Here is an 18832-nt window from a genome sequence, read left to right as displayed (position 1 = left end):
CAGTAACGGTCCTATTGGTTGTGATTTGTTAGTTCAACATTCAAGCACAGAGATTTCATCTCTTTCACAAGAACGTTAAATGATTCCGGAACACCCGCATCGAAGCTGTCATCGCCACGAACGATACTTTCGTATACCTTCGTACGGCCATTCACATCATCCGATTTAACGGTTAGCATTTCCTGAAGTGTATAAGCAGCACCATATGCCTGAAGTGCCCATACCTCCATCTCACCGAAGCGCTGACCACCAAACTGGGCTTTACCGCCAAGTGGTTGCTGCGTAACAAGTGAGTATGGACCAATGGAACGAGCATGGATCTTATCATCAACAAGATGGTGAAGCTTAAGCATGTAAATGTAACCAACGGTTACTTTACGGTCAAACTTGTCACCTGTCAGACCATCATAAAGATCAACCTGACCTGATCCGTCAAGACCTGCTTCTTCAAGCATGCTAACAACGTCTGGCTCATGTGCACCATCAAAAACAGGTGTCGCCATTGGAATACCGTTACGTAGGTTGTCTGACATACCGATCACATCTTCATCATTTAGAGGTGCGATCTCAGCATCATACTGTGTTTCGTCATATACGTTTTTAAACTTGGCACGTAGCTCTTCAGCCTTTTCAACTTCGGCTTTATCATGCGCATCAAGCATTTCTGTGATTTGAACACCCAGACCACGTGACGCCCAACCAAGGTGAGTTTCAAGAATCTGTCCCACGTTCATACGTGATGGAACACCAAGTGGGTTCAAACAGATATCAACTGGCGTTCCGTCTTCAAGGTACGGCATATCTTCTTGTGGAAGAATGCGGGAAATAACCCCTTTGTTACCATGACGACCAGCCATCTTATCACCAGGCTGAAGTTTACGTTTAACAGCAACGAAAACCTTAACCATTTTAAGAACGCCTGGAAGAAGCTCATCACCACGTTGAAGTTTTTCAATTTTTTCTTCAAAGCGAGCAAGAAGTTGCGCACGTGCATCTTCAAATTGTTGATGAAGCGCATCAACCTGTTCCATGACTTTTTCATCATCAACAGCGATTTGCCACCATAGACCTTTTGAAAGTTCGCCAAGAAGCTCTTCAGTAACTTTGTCACCTTTTTTCACTTCTTTTGGACCACTTAGGATTTTTCCACCAAGCAGTAGCGGCTTCAAGCGAACATAGATACTGCGATCGATGATTGTTTGCTCATCTTCACGGTCTTTTGAAAGACGTTCGATTTCTTCACGCTCAATCGCGATCGCACGTTCGTCTTTATCAATACCGTGACGGTTAAACACACGAACCTCAACAACTGTACCGGCAACACCTGGCGGTAGACGCATTGATGTATCACGTACATCAGCAGCCTTCTCACCAAAGATCGCACGAAGAAGTTTTTCTTCTGGTGTCATTGGGCTTTCACCTTTTGGTGTAATCTTACCAACAAGAATATCACCAGGATGAACTTCAGCGCCAAGATATACGATACCAGCTTCGTCAAGGTTACGAAGACCTTCTTCACCCACGTTTGGAATATCGCGTGTGATATCTTCTGGGCCAAGCTTCGTATCACGTGCCATTACTTCGAACTCTTCGATATGGATCGATGTGAATACGTCGTCCTTCACGATACGTTCGGAAATAAGGATACTATCTTCAAAGTTATAACCATGCCATGGCATAAAGGCCACAAGCACATTACGACCAAGTGCCAGTTCACCAAGATCCGTTGATGGACCGTCAGCAATAACATCACCAGCCTTAACCACGTCACCCACTTTAACAATCGGGCGTTGGTTAATGCATGTGTTCTGGTTTGAACGTTGGAATTTTTGTAGCGTATAGATATCAACAGCTGAGCTATCATGATCGATTTCATCCGTTACACGGATCACAATACGGATCGCATCAACTTGGTCAATCACACCGCCACGTGTTGCAACAACCGCTGCACCACTATCACGCGCTACAACGCGTTCCATACCAGTACCAACGAATGGTGATTCCGCTTTTAGAAGAGGAACGGCCTGACGTTGCATGTTTGATCCCATAAGCGCGCGGTTCGCGTCATCGTTCTCAAGGAACGGAATAAGCGCCGCAGCAACAGAAACAACCTGCTTCGGTGAAACGTCCATAAGGTTAATATCTTCATGTTTCTTAAGTACATGATCACCTGCTTGACGACAGTCAACAACTTCATGTGCGAAGTCACCTTTATCATCAAGTGGCGTGTTCGCCTGCGCGATTGTGTATTTCTCTTCTTCCATCGCTGAAAGATAAACAACCTCATCAGTAATTTTGCCACCTTCAACTTTACGGTAAGGTGTCTCGATGAAACCGTACTTATTCACTTTCGCATATGTCGCGAGCGAGTTGATCAGACCAATATTTGGACCCTCAGGTGTTTCAATCGGACAAATACGACCATAGTGAGTTGTATGCACGTCACGCACCTCGAAACCAGCACGCTCACGCGTTAGACCACCTGGTCCAAGCGCAGATAAACGACGCTTATGCGTAATTTCTGAAAGCGGGTTTGTTTGGTCCATAAACTGACTTAACTGCGATGAACCGAAGAATTCACGAACAGCAGCAACAGCTGGCTTCGCATTCACAAGGTCATGCGGCATTACTGTATCAATATCAATACTGCTCATACGTTCACGGATCGCGCGTTCCATACGCAGAAGACCAATACGGTATTGGTTTTCCATCAACTCACCAACTGAACGAACACGGCGGTTACCAAGGTGGTCAATATCATCCACAACACCTTTACCGTCTTTAAGATCGATCATTGTTCTTAGAACTTCAAGAATATCTTCTTTACGAAGCACGCGGTGATCATCCGGACAATCAAGGTCTAGACGCATGTTCATTTTCACACGACCAACAGATGACAGGTCATAACGTTCCGCATCGAAGAATAGGCCTTCGAATAGCGCTTCCGCTGTTTCACGTGTTGGTGGCTCACCAGGGCGCATAACGCGGTAAATTTCAGATAGCGCCATATCGCGGTTCTGAACTTTATCAGCCATCAATGTATTACGCAGGAACGGACCAACACGCACGTGATCGATATCAAGCGTATCAATTTTCTTATAACCTGCTTTTGAAAGCACTTCTAGGTGCTCTGCAGTAATCTCTTCACCGGCTTCGATGTAAATCTCACCAGTTTTACCGTTGACCATATCTTCAGCAGCAAAACGGTTAATCAGATCATCATCAGGAAGAAGAAGGTTTTCAACACCAGCTTTTTCAAGCTTCTTCACAGCGCGCGGTGTGATCTTCTTACCTGCTTCGGCAATAACTTCGCCGTCTTTTGCATTAACAAGATCAAACGTCGGCTTTGAACCACGCCATCTTTCAGCATCAAACGGTACACTCCAGCCACCTTTGACTTTGCTGTAAGTCAGACGGCCATAATAATAATCAAGAATATCTTCCGCACTTAAACCAAGTGCATAAAGAAGCGTAGTAACAGGCATCTTACGACGACGGTCAAAACGAACATGGATAATGTCTTTCGCGTCAAATTCAAAATCAAGCCATGAACCACGGTATGGGATAACACGAGCAGAGAACAGGAATTTACCTGACGCCTGTGTTTTACCACCATCATGATCAAAGAACACACCTGGCGAACGGTGCATTTGAGATACGATTACACGCTCAGTACCGTTTACAATGAATGTACCACGGTCTGTCATAAGCGGCAGATCGCCCATGTATACGTCTTGCTCTTTAATATCTAGAACAGAACGCGCTTCTGTTTCTTCATCAACTTCAAAAACAATAAGACGCAACGTCACGCGTAGCGGCGCTGCATATGTAATATCACGTTGTTGACACTCATCAGTATCATACTTTGGCTTCTCTAGTTCGTATGACACGAACTCTAGTGATGCCGTTTCAGCAAAATCCGCAATAGGGAATACGCTTTTGAACACACCTTGCAAACCGTCATTCGTACGATCATCAAGTGCAATATCTGTTTGTAGAAACTGATCATAAGAGCTTTTTTGAACCTTAATAAGATTAGGCATTTCTGCCACTTCACGGATACGTCCAAAATTCTTACGAACTTTTTTACGACTGGAATAAGAAGTCGCCATGTTCAACCCTCGCCAATATATTCTCGATCAAGTTAAATTTACCAATAAATTACAACAACTTAAAAGCAAACCAACATTAAAAAAATAAACAAAAAATCAGATACGCCAAAAACCGCTTCAGAAAAGCTTCTGAAAACGGCTATTTTAAATTAGTCAAAATCTTACCAAAATCAATGGTAAATTATTGTTCTTCAACAAATTTTTATATATCCAAATCGTTGTTTAATACACTTCCCCTTAAAATAAGGGCAAAGGCGGTGCGGGACTTTTGTCCTGCACCACCTTCAAAATTTAGTTAGAACTACTTAAGTTCTACAGTAGCACCAGCAGCTTCTAGCTTAGCTTTAATTTCTTCAGCTTCAGCTTTAGCAGCGCCTTCTTTAACTACTTTAGGTGCGCCTTCTACCATTTCTTTAGACTCTTTTAGTCCAAGACCTGTGATACCGCGAACTTCTTTAATCACGTTGATTTTCTTGTCGCCTGCAGAAGCAAGAACAACATCAAATTCGTCTTTTTCAGCAGCAGCTTCGCCACCAGCAGCAGCACCAGGTGCAGCAGCTACAGCAACAGGAGCAGCAGCAGAAACGCCCCATTTTTCTTCAAGAAGTTTTGAAAGCTCAGCAGCTTCCATAACCGTTAGTGCAGATAGTTCTTCAGCAATCTTTTCAAGATCAGCCATTTTATTTTCCTTTAGTACAAATATTAATAATTAATCGAAACCTGGGTCGCTTTAACCTTGCGATCCATAAGCACCGAATACGCGAGCCAATTGACCGGCAGGAGCTTGCGTAACAGATGCAAGTTTTCCTGCTGGTGCTTGTAGAAGCCCAACGATTTTACCACGAAGTTCATCAAGTCCTGGAAGTGCAGCCAATGCTTTAACACCATTCTCATCAAGAATAGTATCTTCCATTGTACCACCAACGATTTCGATCTTGTCGTTATCTTTAGCATACTTCACTAGAACTTTTGCAGGCGCAATAACGTCTTCAGAATATCCAAGGACAGTTGTACCTGTTAATTGATCTCCGAGGCCTTCAATTTCAGTGCCATCAAGAGCAAGACGAGCAAGCCGGTTTTTGGCAACCTTTAGAGTGGCGCCACCCTCACGCATTTGTCTGCGTAAGTCTGACATTTCAGCCACATTCAAACCATTGTTGCGAATTACCACAACAGAAGCAGAAGTGTCGAAAACACCCTTAAGAAAGGATACCATTTCCTCTTTTTGAGTACGATCCATTCTCGTCTCCGATTTCAATTTGCAAAGATTAATAAATCAACCTTTACCGTTCAAATTTGATAAAGCGAAACCACTTTACCGCTCATGCCTGTCGCTTTCACCCTTTCGGGCTTCCACACGGAAACTGTGACATAAATCACAACCCCATCTATGCAGGCCTCTAGGCTTAAATCTTTCCCTCTTTCGAGGTTCCAACACCTGCAGTTTCGGACAAGCCGGGATTACGTCAATGAAGTCGTAACCCCAAGTTCCCGTCAGACACGTCTAACGGAATTCTTTTTCATCAGCTTGGCTTATTCGCCAAGCGCTGATGATGTATCAATTGAAAGACCAGGGCCCATTGTTGATGACATGGACATTGTCTTAAAGTACGTACCTTTAACGCCAGCAGGCTTTGCTTTAACAACAGCACCAACAAGTGCCTTTACGTTTTCTGCAAGCGCTTTTTCATCAAAGCTTACTTTACCAACACCACAATGGATAATACCGTTTTTCTCAACGCGGTATTCCACTTGACCGCCTTTAGCAGCTTTAACAGCAGCTTCAACGTCCTGTGTCACAGTACCAAGCTTTGGGTTTGGCATAAGGCCACGTGGACCAAGAACTTTACCAAGACGACCAACAACAGCCATCATGTCCGGAGTCGCAATACAGCGATCAAAGTCCATTTCGCCTTTTTGAATTGTTTCCATTAGGTCTTCTGCACCAACAAGTTCAGCACCAGCAGCTTTTGCTTTTTCAGCATTGTCACCACGTGCGAATACCGCAACACGCACATCTTTACCTGTGCCGTTTGGCAGACCAATAACACCACGAACCATTTGATCAGCATGACGAGGATCAACACCAAGTCCGATTGCCACCTCAATTGTTTCGTCGAATTTTACTTTTGAACGCTCTTTAAGAATCTTAACTGCATCTTCAACTGAGTATGAAGCATCAAGGTCAAGACCGTCGCGCATTGCTTTAACGCGTTTTGAAAGTTTAGCCATCATCTTATCCTTTTACTTCGATACCCATTGAACGGGCAGTACCAGCAATAATATCAAAAGCAGCCTCAGGCGTATTCGCGTTAAGGTCAGCTTTTTTCATTTCCACGATCTCACGAACTTGGTCCGCAGTAACAGAACCAGCCACTTCACGGCCAGGATTGTTTGCAGCAGATTTAAGTTTCGCAGCCTTTTTAATAAGGAACGATGCTGGTGGAGACTTAATTTCAAACGTAAAGCTACGATCCGCGTATACCGTAATAGTAGTCGGGATCGGCATATTCTTTTCCATGTCCTGTGTTTTTGCGTTAAACGCTTTACAGAATTCCATGATGTTAACACCGCGTTGACCAAGTGCTGGACCAATCGGTGGTGATGGGTTAGCTACGCCCGCAGGCACTTGTAGCTTAATGTATCCGTCAATTTTCTTCGCCATTGTATACCTTTTAATAATTATACACGGGATTACTCCCGAAAGTTTAAAGGGATGTGGTGCGGCTATGGCGGGCCTACCACACGCTCTGGGCTTACGCCCTACCCATTCCAGAAATTATTTCCAAAATGAGAAGCCGCCAAAAAACAAAAAATCTTTTAGCGACTCGTAAATGCGGCTTATAGCAGCCTATTTACAATATTACTAGTTTTTTTCAACCTGATTATATTCAAGTTCAACAGGAGTAGCGCGACCAAAGATCGAAACCGAAACTTTAAGGCGCATTTTTTCAACATCAACACCCTCAACAACACCGATGAATGAATTGAACGGTCCGTCGATAACGCGAACCTCTTCACCCACATCGTAAGATACAGATGGTGAAGTACGCTCTACACCCTCTTCAACTTGATGAAGGATCTGCGCAACTTCTTTTTCACTGATCGGAGAAGGTTTTCCGCTTGCACCCAAAAAGCCACTGACTTTTGGTGTATTCTTGATTAAGTGATAAGAAGCATCAGTCATAATCATTTTCGCAAGAACATATCCAGGGAAGAATTTATGCTCAGAAGTTACCTTCTTACCCTTCTTCACCTCAACAACTTCTTCAACAGGAACAAGCACTTCTTCGATAAGCGCGTCTAATCCGTGAAGCTCTGCTGAAGCCTTGATTGCTTCCGCGACTTTCTTTTCATAGCCTGAATAGGCTTGAACGATGTACCATTTTGCACCAGCTGCCATGATTTATGCTCCAAGCCCAAGTAAGAAACTAACGACAAAACTCCACAGTTGATCAACACCAAGGAAGAAAATCGACATTACAGATGCCATGATAAACACCATAATGGTGGTAATCATCGCTTCTTTACGTGTCGGCCATACGACCTTTGATACTTCTTGGCGAACTTGACGAACAAATTCTGCAGGACTTGTTTTTGCCATTGTCAAACTTCCATGTCACTTTGTGAATAAAAAATGATGAATACTCCAAATTTCATCATTAATCCACTTTTAAATTAAATGGCAGGAGTGGAGAGACTCGAACTCCCGACACCCGGTTTTGGAGACCGGTGCTCTACCAACTGAGCTACACTCCTACAAATAGGCGAAGCGCACTATATTTCAAGTGCGCTCCGTTCTGAATATTTCTATTCAATAATTTTGGCAACAACGCCGGCGCCCACTGTACGACCGCCTTCACGGATCGCAAAGCGTAGACCTTCGTCCATCGCAATTGGGTTGATTAGCTCAACGTTTACAGAAACGTTATCGCCAGGCATTACCATTTCAACACCGTCTTCAAGTGTAACAACACCAGTCACGTCAGTTGTACGGAAGTAGAACTGTGGACGGTAGTTTGTGAAGAATGGTGTGTGACGACCACCTTCATCCTTAGTAAGGATGTAAGCTTCGCCTTTGAATTTTGTGTGAGGTGTGATTGTACCAACGTGTGCAAGAACCTGACCACGCTCAACTTCTTCACGACCAACACCACGGATAAGCGCACCAATGTTATCACCAGCTTCACCTGTATCAAGAAGCTTACGGAACATTTCAACACCAGTAACCGTAGTTTTTTGTGTTTCTTTAATACCAACGATTTCAACTTCGTCACCAACTGTTACGATACCGCGCTCAACACGACCAGTAACAACTGTACCACGACCAGAAATTGAGAATACGTCTTCGATTGGCATTAGGAATGCGCCATCAATAGCACGCTCTGGCTGTGGGATATACTCATCAACAGCTTCCATCAGCTTAAGAATTGATTCTTTACCAATGTTGTCGTCACGGCTTTCCATAGCAGCAAGTGCAGAACCCGCAACGATTGGAATATCATCACCAGGGAATTCATACTCGCTTAGTAGCTCACGGATTTCCATTTCAACAAGCTCTAGAAGCTCTTCGTCATCAACTTGGTCAACTTTGTTTAGGTAAACAACAAGCGCCGGAACACCAACCTGACGTGCAAGCAGGATATGCTCACGTGTTTGTGGCATTGGTCCGTCCGCTGCGTTAACAACAAGGATAGCACCGTCCATCTGAGCAGCACCAGTGATCATGTTCTTAACATAGTCAGCGTGCCCTGGGCAGTCTACGTGTGCATAGTGACGGTTGTCTGTTTCGTACTCAACGTGTGCTGTGGAAATTGTAATACCACGCTCACGCTCTTCAGGAGCCTTATCGATGTTTGCAAAGTCAACTGCTTCACTGTCACCAACTTCTGATAGTACTTTTGTAATCGCCGCAGTAAGAGTTGTCTTACCGTGGTCAACGTGGCCGATTGTACCTACGTTACAATGCGGCTTATTGCGTTCAAATTTTTCTTTAGCCATTTTTCTCTACCTAAGTTTCAAAAGGGTTTTTCTTCTTTTCCCTTATTAAACACATCAGTGTATGGCGATATCGCACATCCACCGCATTAAATTCTTTTGGAGCGGGCGAAGGGAATCGAACCCTCGTATTCAGCTTGGAAGGCTGCTGCATTACCATTATGCTACGCCCGCACATAAGCTCCGCTCCGGCCCTGGTTATCTATTTTCCTAACTTTTGTTATAAGAACAAAAGTCTGGGAAATGGTGGAGGGGACAGGATTCGAACCTGTGTACGCTACGCGGCCAGATTTACAGTCTGGTGCCTTTAACCACTCGGCCACCCCTCCAAAAAACAGGAGTCAGTCACCAATAAATATTGGTAACTTGAAGCCGCAATATGGACATTTATTTCACGATGTCAATGTTATTTTTCACTATTTTTCAGAAACTACGAAGAAAGTTATAAAAAAAACATATTTTCGTAATGTTTCAAAGCTGTTGCCATTACCGCAATAGTAGCTTATAGCAAGGGCCATGAGCAGAAAAAAAAACAAATTATCGTCACCAAAAAATAAAAACCGCGCGCCGAAAAAAAATAATTCGCCCCGTGGTCAAACACATCATCAATCACGTGGTCAAAATTTTGATGCATCCAAATCACCAAAAGTCACGAATAACGGTTTATGGTTATATGGAAAACACGCGGTTCTTTCTGCGCTTGAAAACCCGTTAAGAAGAATCAAACGATTAATCGTTAGCAAAAGAAGCCATGACCAATATCAGGCTGATCTAAAAAAAATACATCTTGAACACCGGGCGTTAAATCCTGAAATCGCACCAATCGAAGTATTTGAAAAAAATCTACCCGCTGATTCTGTGCATCAGGGCATTGCCCTATTAACAGATCCGTTACCCGATACACATTTGGATGAAGCATGTGTGGCCCTACCCGATCAAAGAAATCTGGTGCTTATTCTCGATCAAGTCACTGACCCTCATAATGTTGGAGCGATCATCAGAAGCGCCGCTGCCTTTGGCGCAAAAGCGATTGTCACAACCGACAGACATGCACCACCAGAATCAGGTGTACTCGCAAAATCAGCATCCGGCGCATTAGAAGCCCTACCCTGGGTTCGTGTGACTAACCTGAGTCGTGCCTTGGACACCCTAGCCGAAATGGGGTATTGGCGTATCGGACTGGATGGGTATGCGGATCAGGATGTCCGTGATGCCGACTTTGGTGATAATATCGCTCTTGTATTAGGTGCAGAGGGAAAAGGCATCCGTAAAGGTACAGCAGACCATTGCGATGGCCTTGTAAAACTGCCAATTAGCCGTACCGTAGAAAGCCTAAATGTATCCAATGCAGCAGCCGTAGCGCTGTATGTTTTTTCGGCGTGATCAAAAAAAAATAATTTTGATAAAAATAACGCTTGATTTTAAAATAAAACATCACTAGGTTGCGCCTACTTTCACGAAACAACGTGAAACACACATCTTTTAGTGTGCCCCTATAGCTCAGTTGGTAGAGCAATTGATTTGTAATCAATAGGTCCGCGGTTCGAGTCCGTGTGGGGGCACCACCTTTTCTCTTAAAGTTATATTGCAAACCACTTCTAAGATTATATGACTTAGATGCTTACTTTCATTTGTATTAGAAATTTAAATCATAAACGCAGATTCAGGGCAATAATCCTTAAAAGCTTCTCTATCTGTTTTTTCAATTAAACATGAAAGCTGATGCGCCCCAAAACTGTTATATAAAAATTGATATTGCGTACTAAATTTTGCACATTCATCCTCTCGTCCAACCTTACCACCGATTAGATCAATATGAAAAGCAAAATATCCGTCTTCCCCTCCTCGCCAAAATTCAGCTGGAAAGCGTTCTATACATTCATATGTTTTTGACCAATCTCTTAAGCTAAGACCGCCATTACCACCGTCAATGATTAATCCTAATGTACGATTACGATTCCATTTTGATCCTATGTAATCATAACTCTGAAAATCATCTAAACTATATTCAGAATTGCTGCATATGATGGCATCCGTCTGAAATATTAATATTTTTTTTCGCCCACGCACATTGTGCCAAAATTCTTTTGAAAGGAACAAAGCATTATATTTTCGTGCACATAGCTCGTCAGTATTTAATAACGTCAGATGCACTTGACCACTTTTAATCCATTTGGATATTGGCGAATTCAGTATAAATTCAAGATTTTTTTCCCCATGAAATAATTGGACTGGAATGCCTGTGTTTTCAATCACATTTTCGATAACAAACGATAACTGCGGATGTTCCCTAGTTTCAACGATAACACCTAATACTGGGACATCTTCGCCTAACTCATGTTTGCGTTGATTGGGTAAAATACCGACAATAGATTGAAAGTCAGGGACTGATGATAACGTTCTTAATGAGTTATACATATGAGCAATATGAGAGCCAACAATATTTTCCCTGCACACACCTTGTTTTGTTAATATCTTATATATGATTTGAGCGCTTGAGTTCTTTAGTTTTCCATTCAAGTCTATGGGGGCATTTGCATTTGAAAATATTTTTTTCATTTCAACCCCCTATCGTTTTACTACTATATTGATACTTAATTTTAGACAAAACATTAATAAGCCCCTTATTCCACATCATTGTAGGAATTGTTTTGTAGGTATTTTCTATTCTCTCACAGCTCATTTTGACGCAAATCGGCCTACGCGCAACAGTTCTATAATCAGAAGTAAGAATGTGATTTACTTTTACTCGGTCAGGCAGAATTTTCTCTTTAAAGGCAATCTCGAAAACTTCCTCTGCAAAGTTAGCCCACGTCGTGTGTGGCATTCCGCTATAATGAAATATATTGAACATAGAATTTAATTCATCTTTTCTATGTTTAATAATTTCAATTATAGTCATGGCCAAATCGCCGGCATAGGTTGGGCCGCCAAATTGATCCGATACAATACCTATCTCTTCGCGCGTCTTTGCCAAATTGAGCATTGTTTTGACAAAATTATTTCCATATTCACTAAAAACCCAAGATGTCCGGATGATAATATAATTACAGCCGCTCTCAATAATGTATTTTTCACCAGCGGCTTTAGTCTTGCCATACACATTGATGGGATTAATGACATCGGTTTCTTTACATAAACCTGTCTTGCTTCCATCAAAAACATAATCCGTTGAAATATGCATCAGTAGAGCCCCATTCTGAGTGCAATATTCTGCAAGATATTTAGGACCAAGCGCATTCACCGCGAAAGCAACATCTTCTTCATCTTCTGCTTTATCAACAGCAGTATAGGCCGCAGTATTAATCACGATTTCCGGATTAAATCGGCCTAGAACTTCATTTATTTCTTTTGATGAAGTTATATCAAGAGTTGCTCTAGATGTTGCAAGGACATCCCATTCATCAGGCACCCTATCTAAAAGGCAAGAACCTAATTGTCCTTCACTGCCAGTGATTAATACCCTCATGAAAAAAGATCCATTAAACGTGCGCCAGCGGCATCTTTTTCAGAAAGCTGTGGCATATCAATGGGCCAATTTATACCAATGTCCGGATCATTCCATATTATGCATCCTTCATCAGTGGGATCATAATAATCGGTACATTTATATTCAAAATCTGCCGTTTCGGATAGCGTAAGAAAACCATGTGCCAATCCAGGTGGAATCCATAATTGTTTTTTATTTCCCTCTGATAGATGCGCCCCAACCCATTTACCAAATGTTGGAGAAGCTCTACGAATATCAACAGCGACATCAAAGACTTCTCCTCTTACCGCACGAACTAGCTTTCCTTGTGGATTATTTTTTTGGAAATGTAATCCTCTAAGAACGCCCTGACTTGACCTCGAATGGTTATCTTGAACAAAGTCACAATCAATCCCAGCTAGTTCCCGGTATCGTTCTTTCTGAAAAGTTTCCAGGAAAAACCCCCTATCATCACCAAACACTTTTGGTTCAATGATAACCACATCTGCAATATCTGTAGGAATCACTTTCATTTTAATAGCCCCTAGCTATTTGTATTAGATACTGGCCATAACTTGTATTATTCAATTTCTCGGCTCTTTGTAATAAATCACCCTTGTTCAACCAGCCTTTATTATAGGCAATTTCCTCAAGACAAGCTATTTTGAAACCCTGTCGCTTTTCAACCGTTTGAATGAAATGACTTGCTTCCATTAAGCTGTCGTGTGTTCCTGTATCTAACCATGCGAACCCACGCCCCAACAAATTAACGTTCAACATATTATTTTCTAGGTATGCTTTATTTACATCCGTAATTTCCAGTTCACCACGGGCAGATGGTTTAATATTTTTAGCAATATCAATTACATCATTATCGTAGAAATATAACCCCGTTACCGCATAATTTGATTTTGGTTTTTGCGGTTTTTCCTCAATTCCTGTTACTTTCCCATGTTCATCAAAATCGACAACGCCGAAGCGTTCTGGGTCACTAACATGATATCCAAATACGGTCGCACCGCTTTGGCAGTTAGTCGCGGCCGCAAGGAAGTCTGAAAAAGATTGTCCAAAGAAAATATTATCACCAAGCACAAGGGCCACATTATCATTACCAATAAAATCTTCGCCTAAAATAAAGGCCTGAGCTAGCCCGTCCGGCGAAGGCTGAATTTTATATGAGAAATGAACACCAAATTGTGAGCCATCCCCTAACAGGCGTTGATAGCTTGGCATATCTTCCGGGGTAGAAATAATCAATATATCATTTATACCCGCAAGCATGAGCACTGAAATTGGATAATAAACCATCGGTTTATCATAAATTGGTAACAATTGTTTTGAGACACCGATCGTAATTGGATGCAATCTGGAACCAGAACCACCTGCTAAAACAATACCTTTAAAATTCGTAGTCATTATTTCCCCCTACCCTAAACGTTCTAAGTTATAATCACCATTTAACACTCGCTGCCACCAGGATTTATTATCTAAATACCATTCGACTGTTTTTCTTAAGCCTGTTTCAAAGGTTTCATCAGGTTTCCAACCAAGGTATTTTTGTATTTTACTGGCGTCAATTGCATAACGTACATCATGTCCGGGGCGATCATTAACAAAAACAATTAGATCTTTATAATTTTCAACGCCTTCTGGTTTTTCTGGTGCCAACTCTTCTAATAATTCGCATAACTCGTGCACGACTTCAATGTTTGCTTTTTCATTATGCCCGCCAATATTATATGTTTCGCCGATGTTACCTTCTGTCGCTACTTTAAAGAGGGCTCGGGCATGATCATCTACATAAAGCCAATCCCTGATTTGTTGTCCATCACCATATATTGGAAGTGGTTTTCCTGCTAATGCATTTAAAATCATATGTGGGATCAATTTTTCCGGAAAATGAAATGGTCCATAATTATTTGAACAATTTGTCACAACAACAGGTAAACCGAATGTCCTGTTCCAGGCCCTAACCAAATGATCGGAACTGGCTTTGGATGCAGAGTAAGGAGAGCTAGGATCATAAGGTGTAGTTTCAAGAAACAGATTATCTGTTCCATCAAGATCTCCATACACTTCATCCGTGGAGACATGATGAAATCGAAAATTATTTTTCTCTTCATCATTAAGGCTCTGCCAATAGTGCCTGGAAACTTCTAATAATGTATATGTTCCAATAATATTAGTAGTCATGAATTCACCCGGACCATCAATTGAACGGTCAACATGGGATTCAGCGGCCAAATGCATTATTATATTGGGCTTAAAATCATCAACAAGCTCAATCATTTTATCTTTGTCGCAGATATCCGCTTGTTCAAACCGATAATGATCTGAGTGCTCTACAGAAGCCAGAGAGTCTAAATTGCCCGCATACGTAAGTTTATCGACGTTTAAAACATGATGGGAAGTGTTATTTATGATATGACGAATTACAGCACTGCCGATGAATCCAGCACCCCCAGTAAATATGATATTCATTAATTTCCCCTACATTAATTCAAACAACGCCATAAATTATAGCCAATTCTTTTATAACTCTTTATTTTTAAAAGGAAAGTCTTAGTAACATTTTCCTAAAATAATATAAAATTGCCCGAAAGTCATTTTCCCTTTATACATGGCCCTCTAACGCAAATTCGGGTAGTTCATGACAAGTGCATTTTCAATACTAGATTGGTTTATTGTAAGCGGGTATTTGCTTATCCTGTTTGTGATTGGCTGGTCGTTCAGTAAGAAATCCCGAAATATTGAAGATTATTTCCTCGGTTCCCATAATATGGCGCCATTTGTGGTGGCGATATCGGTTATTGCAACCACACAATCGGCGGCGACCTTTCTTGGTGGCCCGGATCAAGGATACCGCGGTAATTTCACATATCTTGCCGCCAATATTTCCGCATTAATTGGTGCACTGTTTGTCGCGCGCGTATTAATTCCCAAATATTATGAACAAAATGCCACCACCGTTTATGACATTCTTAACGATAGGTATGGTGAACTGGCCATGCGCGCGGCGGGGTTGATGTATATAGTGGGGCGTTTTTTCGCCAGTGGCGCAAGGTTATTTCTTGCGGCCATTGCCATATCAATGATTCTTTTTTCCAATATTGATGCACCGAACATTATTTTATCATCACTTATACTTGTTGCACTTGGCTTTTCTGTCACATTCCTTGGGGGGATCAGATCAGTAATATGGACGGATTTGTTGCAATTTGTGATGTATGTCTTTTCAGCAATTGCGGTTCTTTATTTCCTGCTTGGTGAAATTCCGTTAAGCAGATTTGATATTATTGATACTCTTGCACAAGAAAATAAACTGACTCTTTTTGATGCAAGTCTTGATTTTTCTGCGCCCTATGCGCTGATATCCATTTTTTCCGGAATGATCCTGCTTTATATCGCGAGCCTGGGATTAGATCAGGATATTACCCAGCGGCTTTTAACCTGTAAGAAATCCAGCGAAGGCGGAAATGCATTAATATTATCAACCATCGCCGGTATTCCAATTATTGCATTATTCATGGCAATCGGGTCACTGCTTTACATATTTTACGACCATCCCGAACTGGTGAATGGGATCGATGTTGCGTCACAATCATTCAATGGCGAACGGGTCACCATTTTTATGTTTTATATTTTAAATGAACTGCCTGCAGGCTTAAAAGGATTGGTTACAGTTGGTGTTATCGCCGCTGCAGTATCGACGATCAACTCCGGCCTTAATTCCATGTCATCGGTTCTGATACAAGATTTTTACCGTCCGCTGTTTGATAAGGAAAACAAAAAAACAGAAAAGCATTTCGTACGCGCAGGACAAATCGGCATGGCACTAGTAGGTATCGTTCTATTTGCTATGTCGATCATTTGTTATTATTGGCAAAGATACTCCGAACTTCCGCTGATTGATTTTGCGTTATCATTAATGGTGTTTGCCTATTCCGGATTGCTTGGTGTTTATTTCACGGTTTTATTCACCAATCGTGGATCAAATAATTCCGTAATTGCGGCACTTATTACCGGTTTCATGGTAACACTTTTTCAGCAAAAATATTTTGTTTCGCTTTTTGATTTTCCAGAATTCATGCAACATATTGCTTTTAGTTGGCAGCTATTAATCGGCACAACTGTTTCGTTTTTGGTATGCTGTGCTGGAAACTCAAAATCTATTTCAAGATAGAAAAAATATTGCTGCTGGTATCAGTCCAATATATTGGCTGCAAATCCTGCGGTTTTTCCACAATGCTGGAAAACAACCTCAATTCTTCGAATGTCATTTCATCGCGGGTTAATAAAAACCATTGGGACTGTTTTGTATGGGAACTAATGTTACCCCGATCAAGGATTTCCACAACGAACATATCCGCCTTATCCGCAAGTCCATATAAAACAGGCCTTAAATCCAGATAATTATTAGATGTATGAAACGCAAGTATCCCGTCTTGTGATAAATGTTTTTTATAGATGTCCATTGCATCATTCGTCAGCAAATGTACGGGAATTGAATCACCGCTAAACGCATCAACGGCGAGAATATCGAAATTCTTATTTTCATCTGCGTTTAACAGCAACCTGCCATCCCCATGTTTCACATTTACTGTACCACGTGTATTTTTTAAGTAATTGAAATAGCTATTAGCAAATTCTGTCACTTGCGGATTTATTTCATAAACCTCAAGATGATCACTTGGTTTTAAATATGTTGCAACGGTACCAATGCCGAGGCCCACCATCCCCATATTTAATGGCTTATCATCAAAAAGCTGAATGGCTTGTCCAACACCGCTAAAAATGCCGTAATATGCCGTGGCCTTCAGATTATCCGGGTCATCCCCGACAATTTCAATGCCGTGGCCGGTGGTGCCGTGGGCAAGCGACCTTATTTGATCTGATCCGGCCTGTTCATCCAATACACGGACACTGCCATAAAAATTTCTGGAGATATCGACGGCAGCACTGGTGTAATTATTATAATATGATCCAATTAACACAAAATATAACAACACACATGCCCCCATAACCCGTACGGAGAAAATACGGTTTATCGCTTCCGGTTTTTTAAGGGTCATCACCGTCAGTAAAACAACCAAAAACAAATATCCAATATGGATATCAATCGGCACTTGAAACAACACCGGCGCGACGAGGCCGATAAACACACCGCCCGACACGCCACCGATTGATACAAAAAGATAGAACTTTGTTAAATGATCAACATCTGGCTTCAACTTTATAAGTTCACCATGACAAAGCATACAGGCAAGGAATAAAGTTAAATTATAAAGAACAATCTGAAGCACATACGTCAATTCAACCAGTTTGGTTTGTTCAAAAATTGCAACTGCAATAAGCAGGAAAAATAATGGTAAGAAAACCGCTCTTTTATACCATCTTTGGCTTTCAAAACATAAAATGAAGGTGAGTAGATATAACGATAACGGCACCACCCAAAGAAGCGGCACGGACGCAACATCACGGCTTAAATAATCAGATGTCGCAAGTAACAGAACAGATGCAACGGATGACCAACAAAACCACATAAATGGAGAGCTATGTTTGGTACTTTCTTTTGTTTCATCCGTTTTTAAATTTTCTCTACCGCATTTAATATAAAAATACAGACAATTACAGATCATCAATACAATCAAAACCATCATTGTAACCGACCAGTAATATGTCTGATCCTGAAGAGCTAACCTAATTTCAAAAAAGAACGGGTAACTTAATAATGCCGCGAGTGATCCAAAATTGGATAGCGCATAAAGTGGATACGGAGACCTATCCGGATTTAATTTTCCGTACCATGACTGTATCAAGCTGCTTGTTGTCGTAAGTAGAAAATATGGATATCCAATCGCCAGAGATAACAGGATCAAAATATTCAGTATCGGATTATTGCTTGAACCTTCGCTTAAATATTGATCCGGTGACATGGGCAAAAATGCAAATGCTATAATTAAAACAATACCATGAAGGACCGGTTGATGTTTCAGTTTCAAAAATCTTACGACAAAGTGGGAATACCCATAACCTAAAAGCAACACCGCTTGGAAAAACAACATTGATATTGTCCAAACCGTTGATGCTCCGCCGAACCAAGGCAGAATATATTTCGCGATCATTGGCTGAATTTGAAACAGCAAAAATGCGCTGATCAATATGGCCAAAGCCATCAGATATCTTGAAAAGAAATTCTGTACTAAAATGATATTCCCCTTTTTAGTATTTATTTTTCCATTTTAATCAGCTT

General features: G+C 41.5%; 16 protein-coding genes and 4 tRNA genes. 3 read left to right on the top strand and 17 right to left on the bottom strand.

Going from position 1 to position 18832, the window contains the following annotated elements; translation table 11 throughout:
- Positions 1-11: 11 nt before the first annotated feature.
- The 11 genes from rpoB to KW060_RS03025 all read right to left on the bottom strand — a co-directional run bounded on the left by rpoB (position 12) and on the right by KW060_RS03025 (position 9439).
- Positions 12-4112, bottom strand: a complete 4101-nt coding sequence (gene rpoB, locus KW060_RS03075) for a DNA-directed RNA polymerase subunit beta (protein ID WP_249037146.1) — start codon at positions 4110-4112, stop codon at positions 12-14.
- A 301-nt stretch (positions 4113-4413) separates the two neighbouring features.
- Entirely contained in the window at positions 4414-4791 is a 378-nt protein-coding gene (gene rplL / locus KW060_RS03070; protein ID WP_249037145.1) for a 50S ribosomal protein L7/L12, read from the bottom strand.
- A gap of 51 nt (positions 4792-4842) precedes the next feature.
- Complete coding sequence (gene rplJ, locus KW060_RS03065) at positions 4843-5352, bottom strand: 50S ribosomal protein L10 (protein ID WP_249037144.1); 510 nt, start codon at positions 5350-5352, stop codon at positions 4843-4845.
- A 293-nt stretch (positions 5353-5645) separates the two neighbouring features.
- Positions 5646-6344 (bottom strand): 50S ribosomal protein L1, encoded by a 699-nt coding sequence (gene rplA / locus KW060_RS03060; RefSeq protein WP_249037143.1) that lies wholly within the window; start codon positions 6342-6344, stop codon positions 5646-5648.
- Positions 6345-6348: 4 nt separating this feature from the next.
- On the bottom strand, positions 6349-6777 hold the full coding sequence (gene rplK / locus KW060_RS03055) for a 50S ribosomal protein L11 (RefSeq protein WP_249037142.1): 429 nt from the start codon (positions 6775-6777) through the stop codon (positions 6349-6351).
- Between the two features lie 201 nt (positions 6778-6978).
- Positions 6979-7515 carry a transcription termination/antitermination protein NusG gene (gene nusG / locus KW060_RS03050; protein WP_249037141.1) on the bottom strand — a complete coding sequence of 179 codons (537 nt, stop codon included), beginning with the start codon at positions 7513-7515 and terminating at the stop codon, positions 6979-6981.
- Positions 7516-7518: 3 nt separating this feature from the next.
- Entirely contained in the window at positions 7519-7716 is a 198-nt protein-coding gene (gene secE, locus KW060_RS03045; protein WP_249037140.1) for a preprotein translocase subunit SecE, read from the bottom strand.
- Positions 7717-7795: 79 nt separating this feature from the next.
- Positions 7796-7871: transfer RNA gene (locus tag KW060_RS03040), tRNA-Trp, on the bottom strand.
- 51 nt (positions 7872-7922) lie between these two features.
- Complete coding sequence (gene tuf, locus KW060_RS03035) at positions 7923-9113, bottom strand: elongation factor Tu (RefSeq protein ID WP_249037192.1); 1191 nt, start codon at positions 9111-9113, stop codon at positions 7923-7925.
- A gap of 97 nt (positions 9114-9210) precedes the next feature.
- Positions 9211-9284, bottom strand: a tRNA-Gly gene (locus KW060_RS03030).
- Between the two features lie 70 nt (positions 9285-9354).
- Positions 9355-9439, bottom strand: a tRNA-Tyr gene (locus KW060_RS03025).
- A gap of 187 nt (positions 9440-9626) precedes the next feature.
- On the opposite strand from KW060_RS03025, the gene rlmB reads away from it, so the two are divergent.
- Positions 9627-10493, top strand: a complete 867-nt coding sequence (gene rlmB, locus KW060_RS03020; protein WP_249036853.1) for a 23S rRNA (guanosine(2251)-2'-O)-methyltransferase RlmB — start codon at positions 9627-9629, stop codon at positions 10491-10493.
- Positions 10494-10599: 106 nt separating this feature from the next.
- Positions 10600-10675, top strand: a tRNA-Thr gene (locus KW060_RS03015).
- A 79-nt stretch (positions 10676-10754) separates the two neighbouring features.
- On the opposite strand, the gene KW060_RS03010 is transcribed toward KW060_RS03015, so the two are convergent.
- The 5 genes from KW060_RS03010 to rfbB are packed head-to-tail and all read right to left on the bottom strand — an operon-like array spanning position 10755 to position 15060.
- On the bottom strand, positions 10755-11669 hold the full coding sequence (locus KW060_RS03010; RefSeq protein WP_249036854.1) for a DUF5672 family protein: 915 nt from the start codon (positions 11667-11669) through the stop codon (positions 10755-10757).
- Position 11670: 1 nt separating this feature from the next.
- Positions 11671-12579: a dTDP-4-dehydrorhamnose reductase gene (rfbD, locus tag KW060_RS03005; RefSeq protein ID WP_249036855.1), complete on the bottom strand. Its 909-nt coding sequence runs from the start codon at positions 12577-12579 to the stop codon at positions 11671-11673.
- Entirely contained in the window at positions 12576-13112 is a 537-nt protein-coding gene (gene rfbC, locus KW060_RS03000) for a dTDP-4-dehydrorhamnose 3,5-epimerase (RefSeq protein ID WP_249036856.1), read from the bottom strand. Before rfbC ends, rfbD begins: the two co-directional genes overlap by 4 nt.
- Before the next feature lies 1 nt (position 13113).
- Positions 13114-13995 carry a glucose-1-phosphate thymidylyltransferase RfbA gene (rfbA, locus tag KW060_RS02995; protein WP_249036857.1) on the bottom strand — a complete coding sequence of 294 codons (882 nt, stop codon included), beginning with the start codon at positions 13993-13995 and terminating at the stop codon, positions 13114-13116.
- 9 nt (positions 13996-14004) lie between these two features.
- A complete protein-coding gene (gene rfbB, locus KW060_RS02990; protein WP_249036858.1) occupies positions 14005-15060 on the bottom strand; it encodes a dTDP-glucose 4,6-dehydratase in 1056 nt (351 codons plus the stop codon).
- 169 nt (positions 15061-15229) lie between these two features.
- Between rfbB and KW060_RS02985 the strand changes: the two genes are divergently transcribed.
- On the top strand, positions 15230-16762 hold the full coding sequence (locus tag KW060_RS02985) for a sodium:solute symporter (protein ID WP_249036859.1): 1533 nt from the start codon (positions 15230-15232) through the stop codon (positions 16760-16762).
- On the opposite strand, the gene KW060_RS02980 is transcribed toward KW060_RS02985, so the two are convergent.
- Positions 16749-18755, bottom strand: coding sequence for a spermidine synthase (locus KW060_RS02980; protein WP_249036860.1), 2007 nt, complete (start codon positions 18753-18755; stop codon positions 16749-16751). The two genes, KW060_RS02985 and KW060_RS02980, sit on opposite strands and share 14 nt — an antisense overlap.
- Between the last annotated feature and the right edge of the window lie 77 nt (positions 18756-18832).

The sequence above is a fragment of the Pseudemcibacter aquimaris genome, from assembly GCF_028869115.1.
GTDB classification, from domain to species: Bacteria; Pseudomonadota; Alphaproteobacteria; order Sphingomonadales; family Emcibacteraceae; genus Pseudemcibacter; species Pseudemcibacter aquimaris.
The sequence above is the reverse complement of the archived record's forward strand: the minus strand, read 5'-3'. Positions and strand labels throughout refer to the sequence as shown.

Coding starts and splice junctions, on each gene's coding strand:
- rfbB (WP_249036858.1), bottom strand. CDS start 15,060: ATGAATATCATATTTACTGGGGGTGCTGGATTCATCGGCAGTGCTGTA.
- rplL (WP_249037145.1), bottom strand. CDS start 4,791: ATGGCTGATCTTGAAAAGATTGCTGAAGAACTATCTGCACTAACGGTT.
- rplA (WP_249037143.1), bottom strand. CDS start 6,344: ATGGCTAAACTTTCAAAACGCGTTAAAGCAATGCGCGACGGTCTTGAC.
- rfbA (WP_249036857.1), bottom strand. CDS start 13,995: ATGACTACGAATTTTAAAGGTATTGTTTTAGCAGGTGGTTCTGGTTCC.
- KW060_RS02980 (WP_249036860.1), bottom strand. CDS start 18,755: ATGGCTTTGGCCATATTGATCAGCGCATTTTTGCTGTTTCAAATTCAG.
- tuf (WP_249037192.1), bottom strand. CDS start 9,113: ATGGCTAAAGAAAAATTTGAACGCAATAAGCCGCATTGTAACGTAGGT.
- rfbD (WP_249036855.1), bottom strand. CDS start 12,579: ATGAGGGTATTAATCACTGGCAGTGAAGGACAATTAGGTTCTTGCCTT.
- rplK (WP_249037142.1), bottom strand. CDS start 6,777: ATGGCGAAGAAAATTGACGGATACATTAAGCTACAAGTGCCTGCGGGC.
- rpoB (WP_249037146.1), bottom strand. CDS start 4,112: ATGGCGACTTCTTATTCCAGTCGTAAAAAAGTTCGTAAGAATTTTGGA.
- rlmB (WP_249036853.1), top strand. CDS start 9,627: ATGAGCAGAAAAAAAAACAAATTATCGTCACCAAAAAATAAAAACCGC.
- KW060_RS03010 (WP_249036854.1), bottom strand. CDS start 11,669: ATGAAAAAAATATTTTCAAATGCAAATGCCCCCATAGACTTGAATGGA.
- rfbC (WP_249036856.1), bottom strand. CDS start 13,112: ATGAAAGTGATTCCTACAGATATTGCAGATGTGGTTATCATTGAACCA.
- KW060_RS02985 (WP_249036859.1), top strand. CDS start 15,230: ATGACAAGTGCATTTTCAATACTAGATTGGTTTATTGTAAGCGGGTAT.
- rplJ (WP_249037144.1), bottom strand. CDS start 5,352: ATGGATCGTACTCAAAAAGAGGAAATGGTATCCTTTCTTAAGGGTGTT.
- nusG (WP_249037141.1), bottom strand. CDS start 7,515: ATGGCAGCTGGTGCAAAATGGTACATCGTTCAAGCCTATTCAGGCTAT.
- secE (WP_249037140.1), bottom strand. CDS start 7,716: ATGGCAAAAACAAGTCCTGCAGAATTTGTTCGTCAAGTTCGCCAAGAA.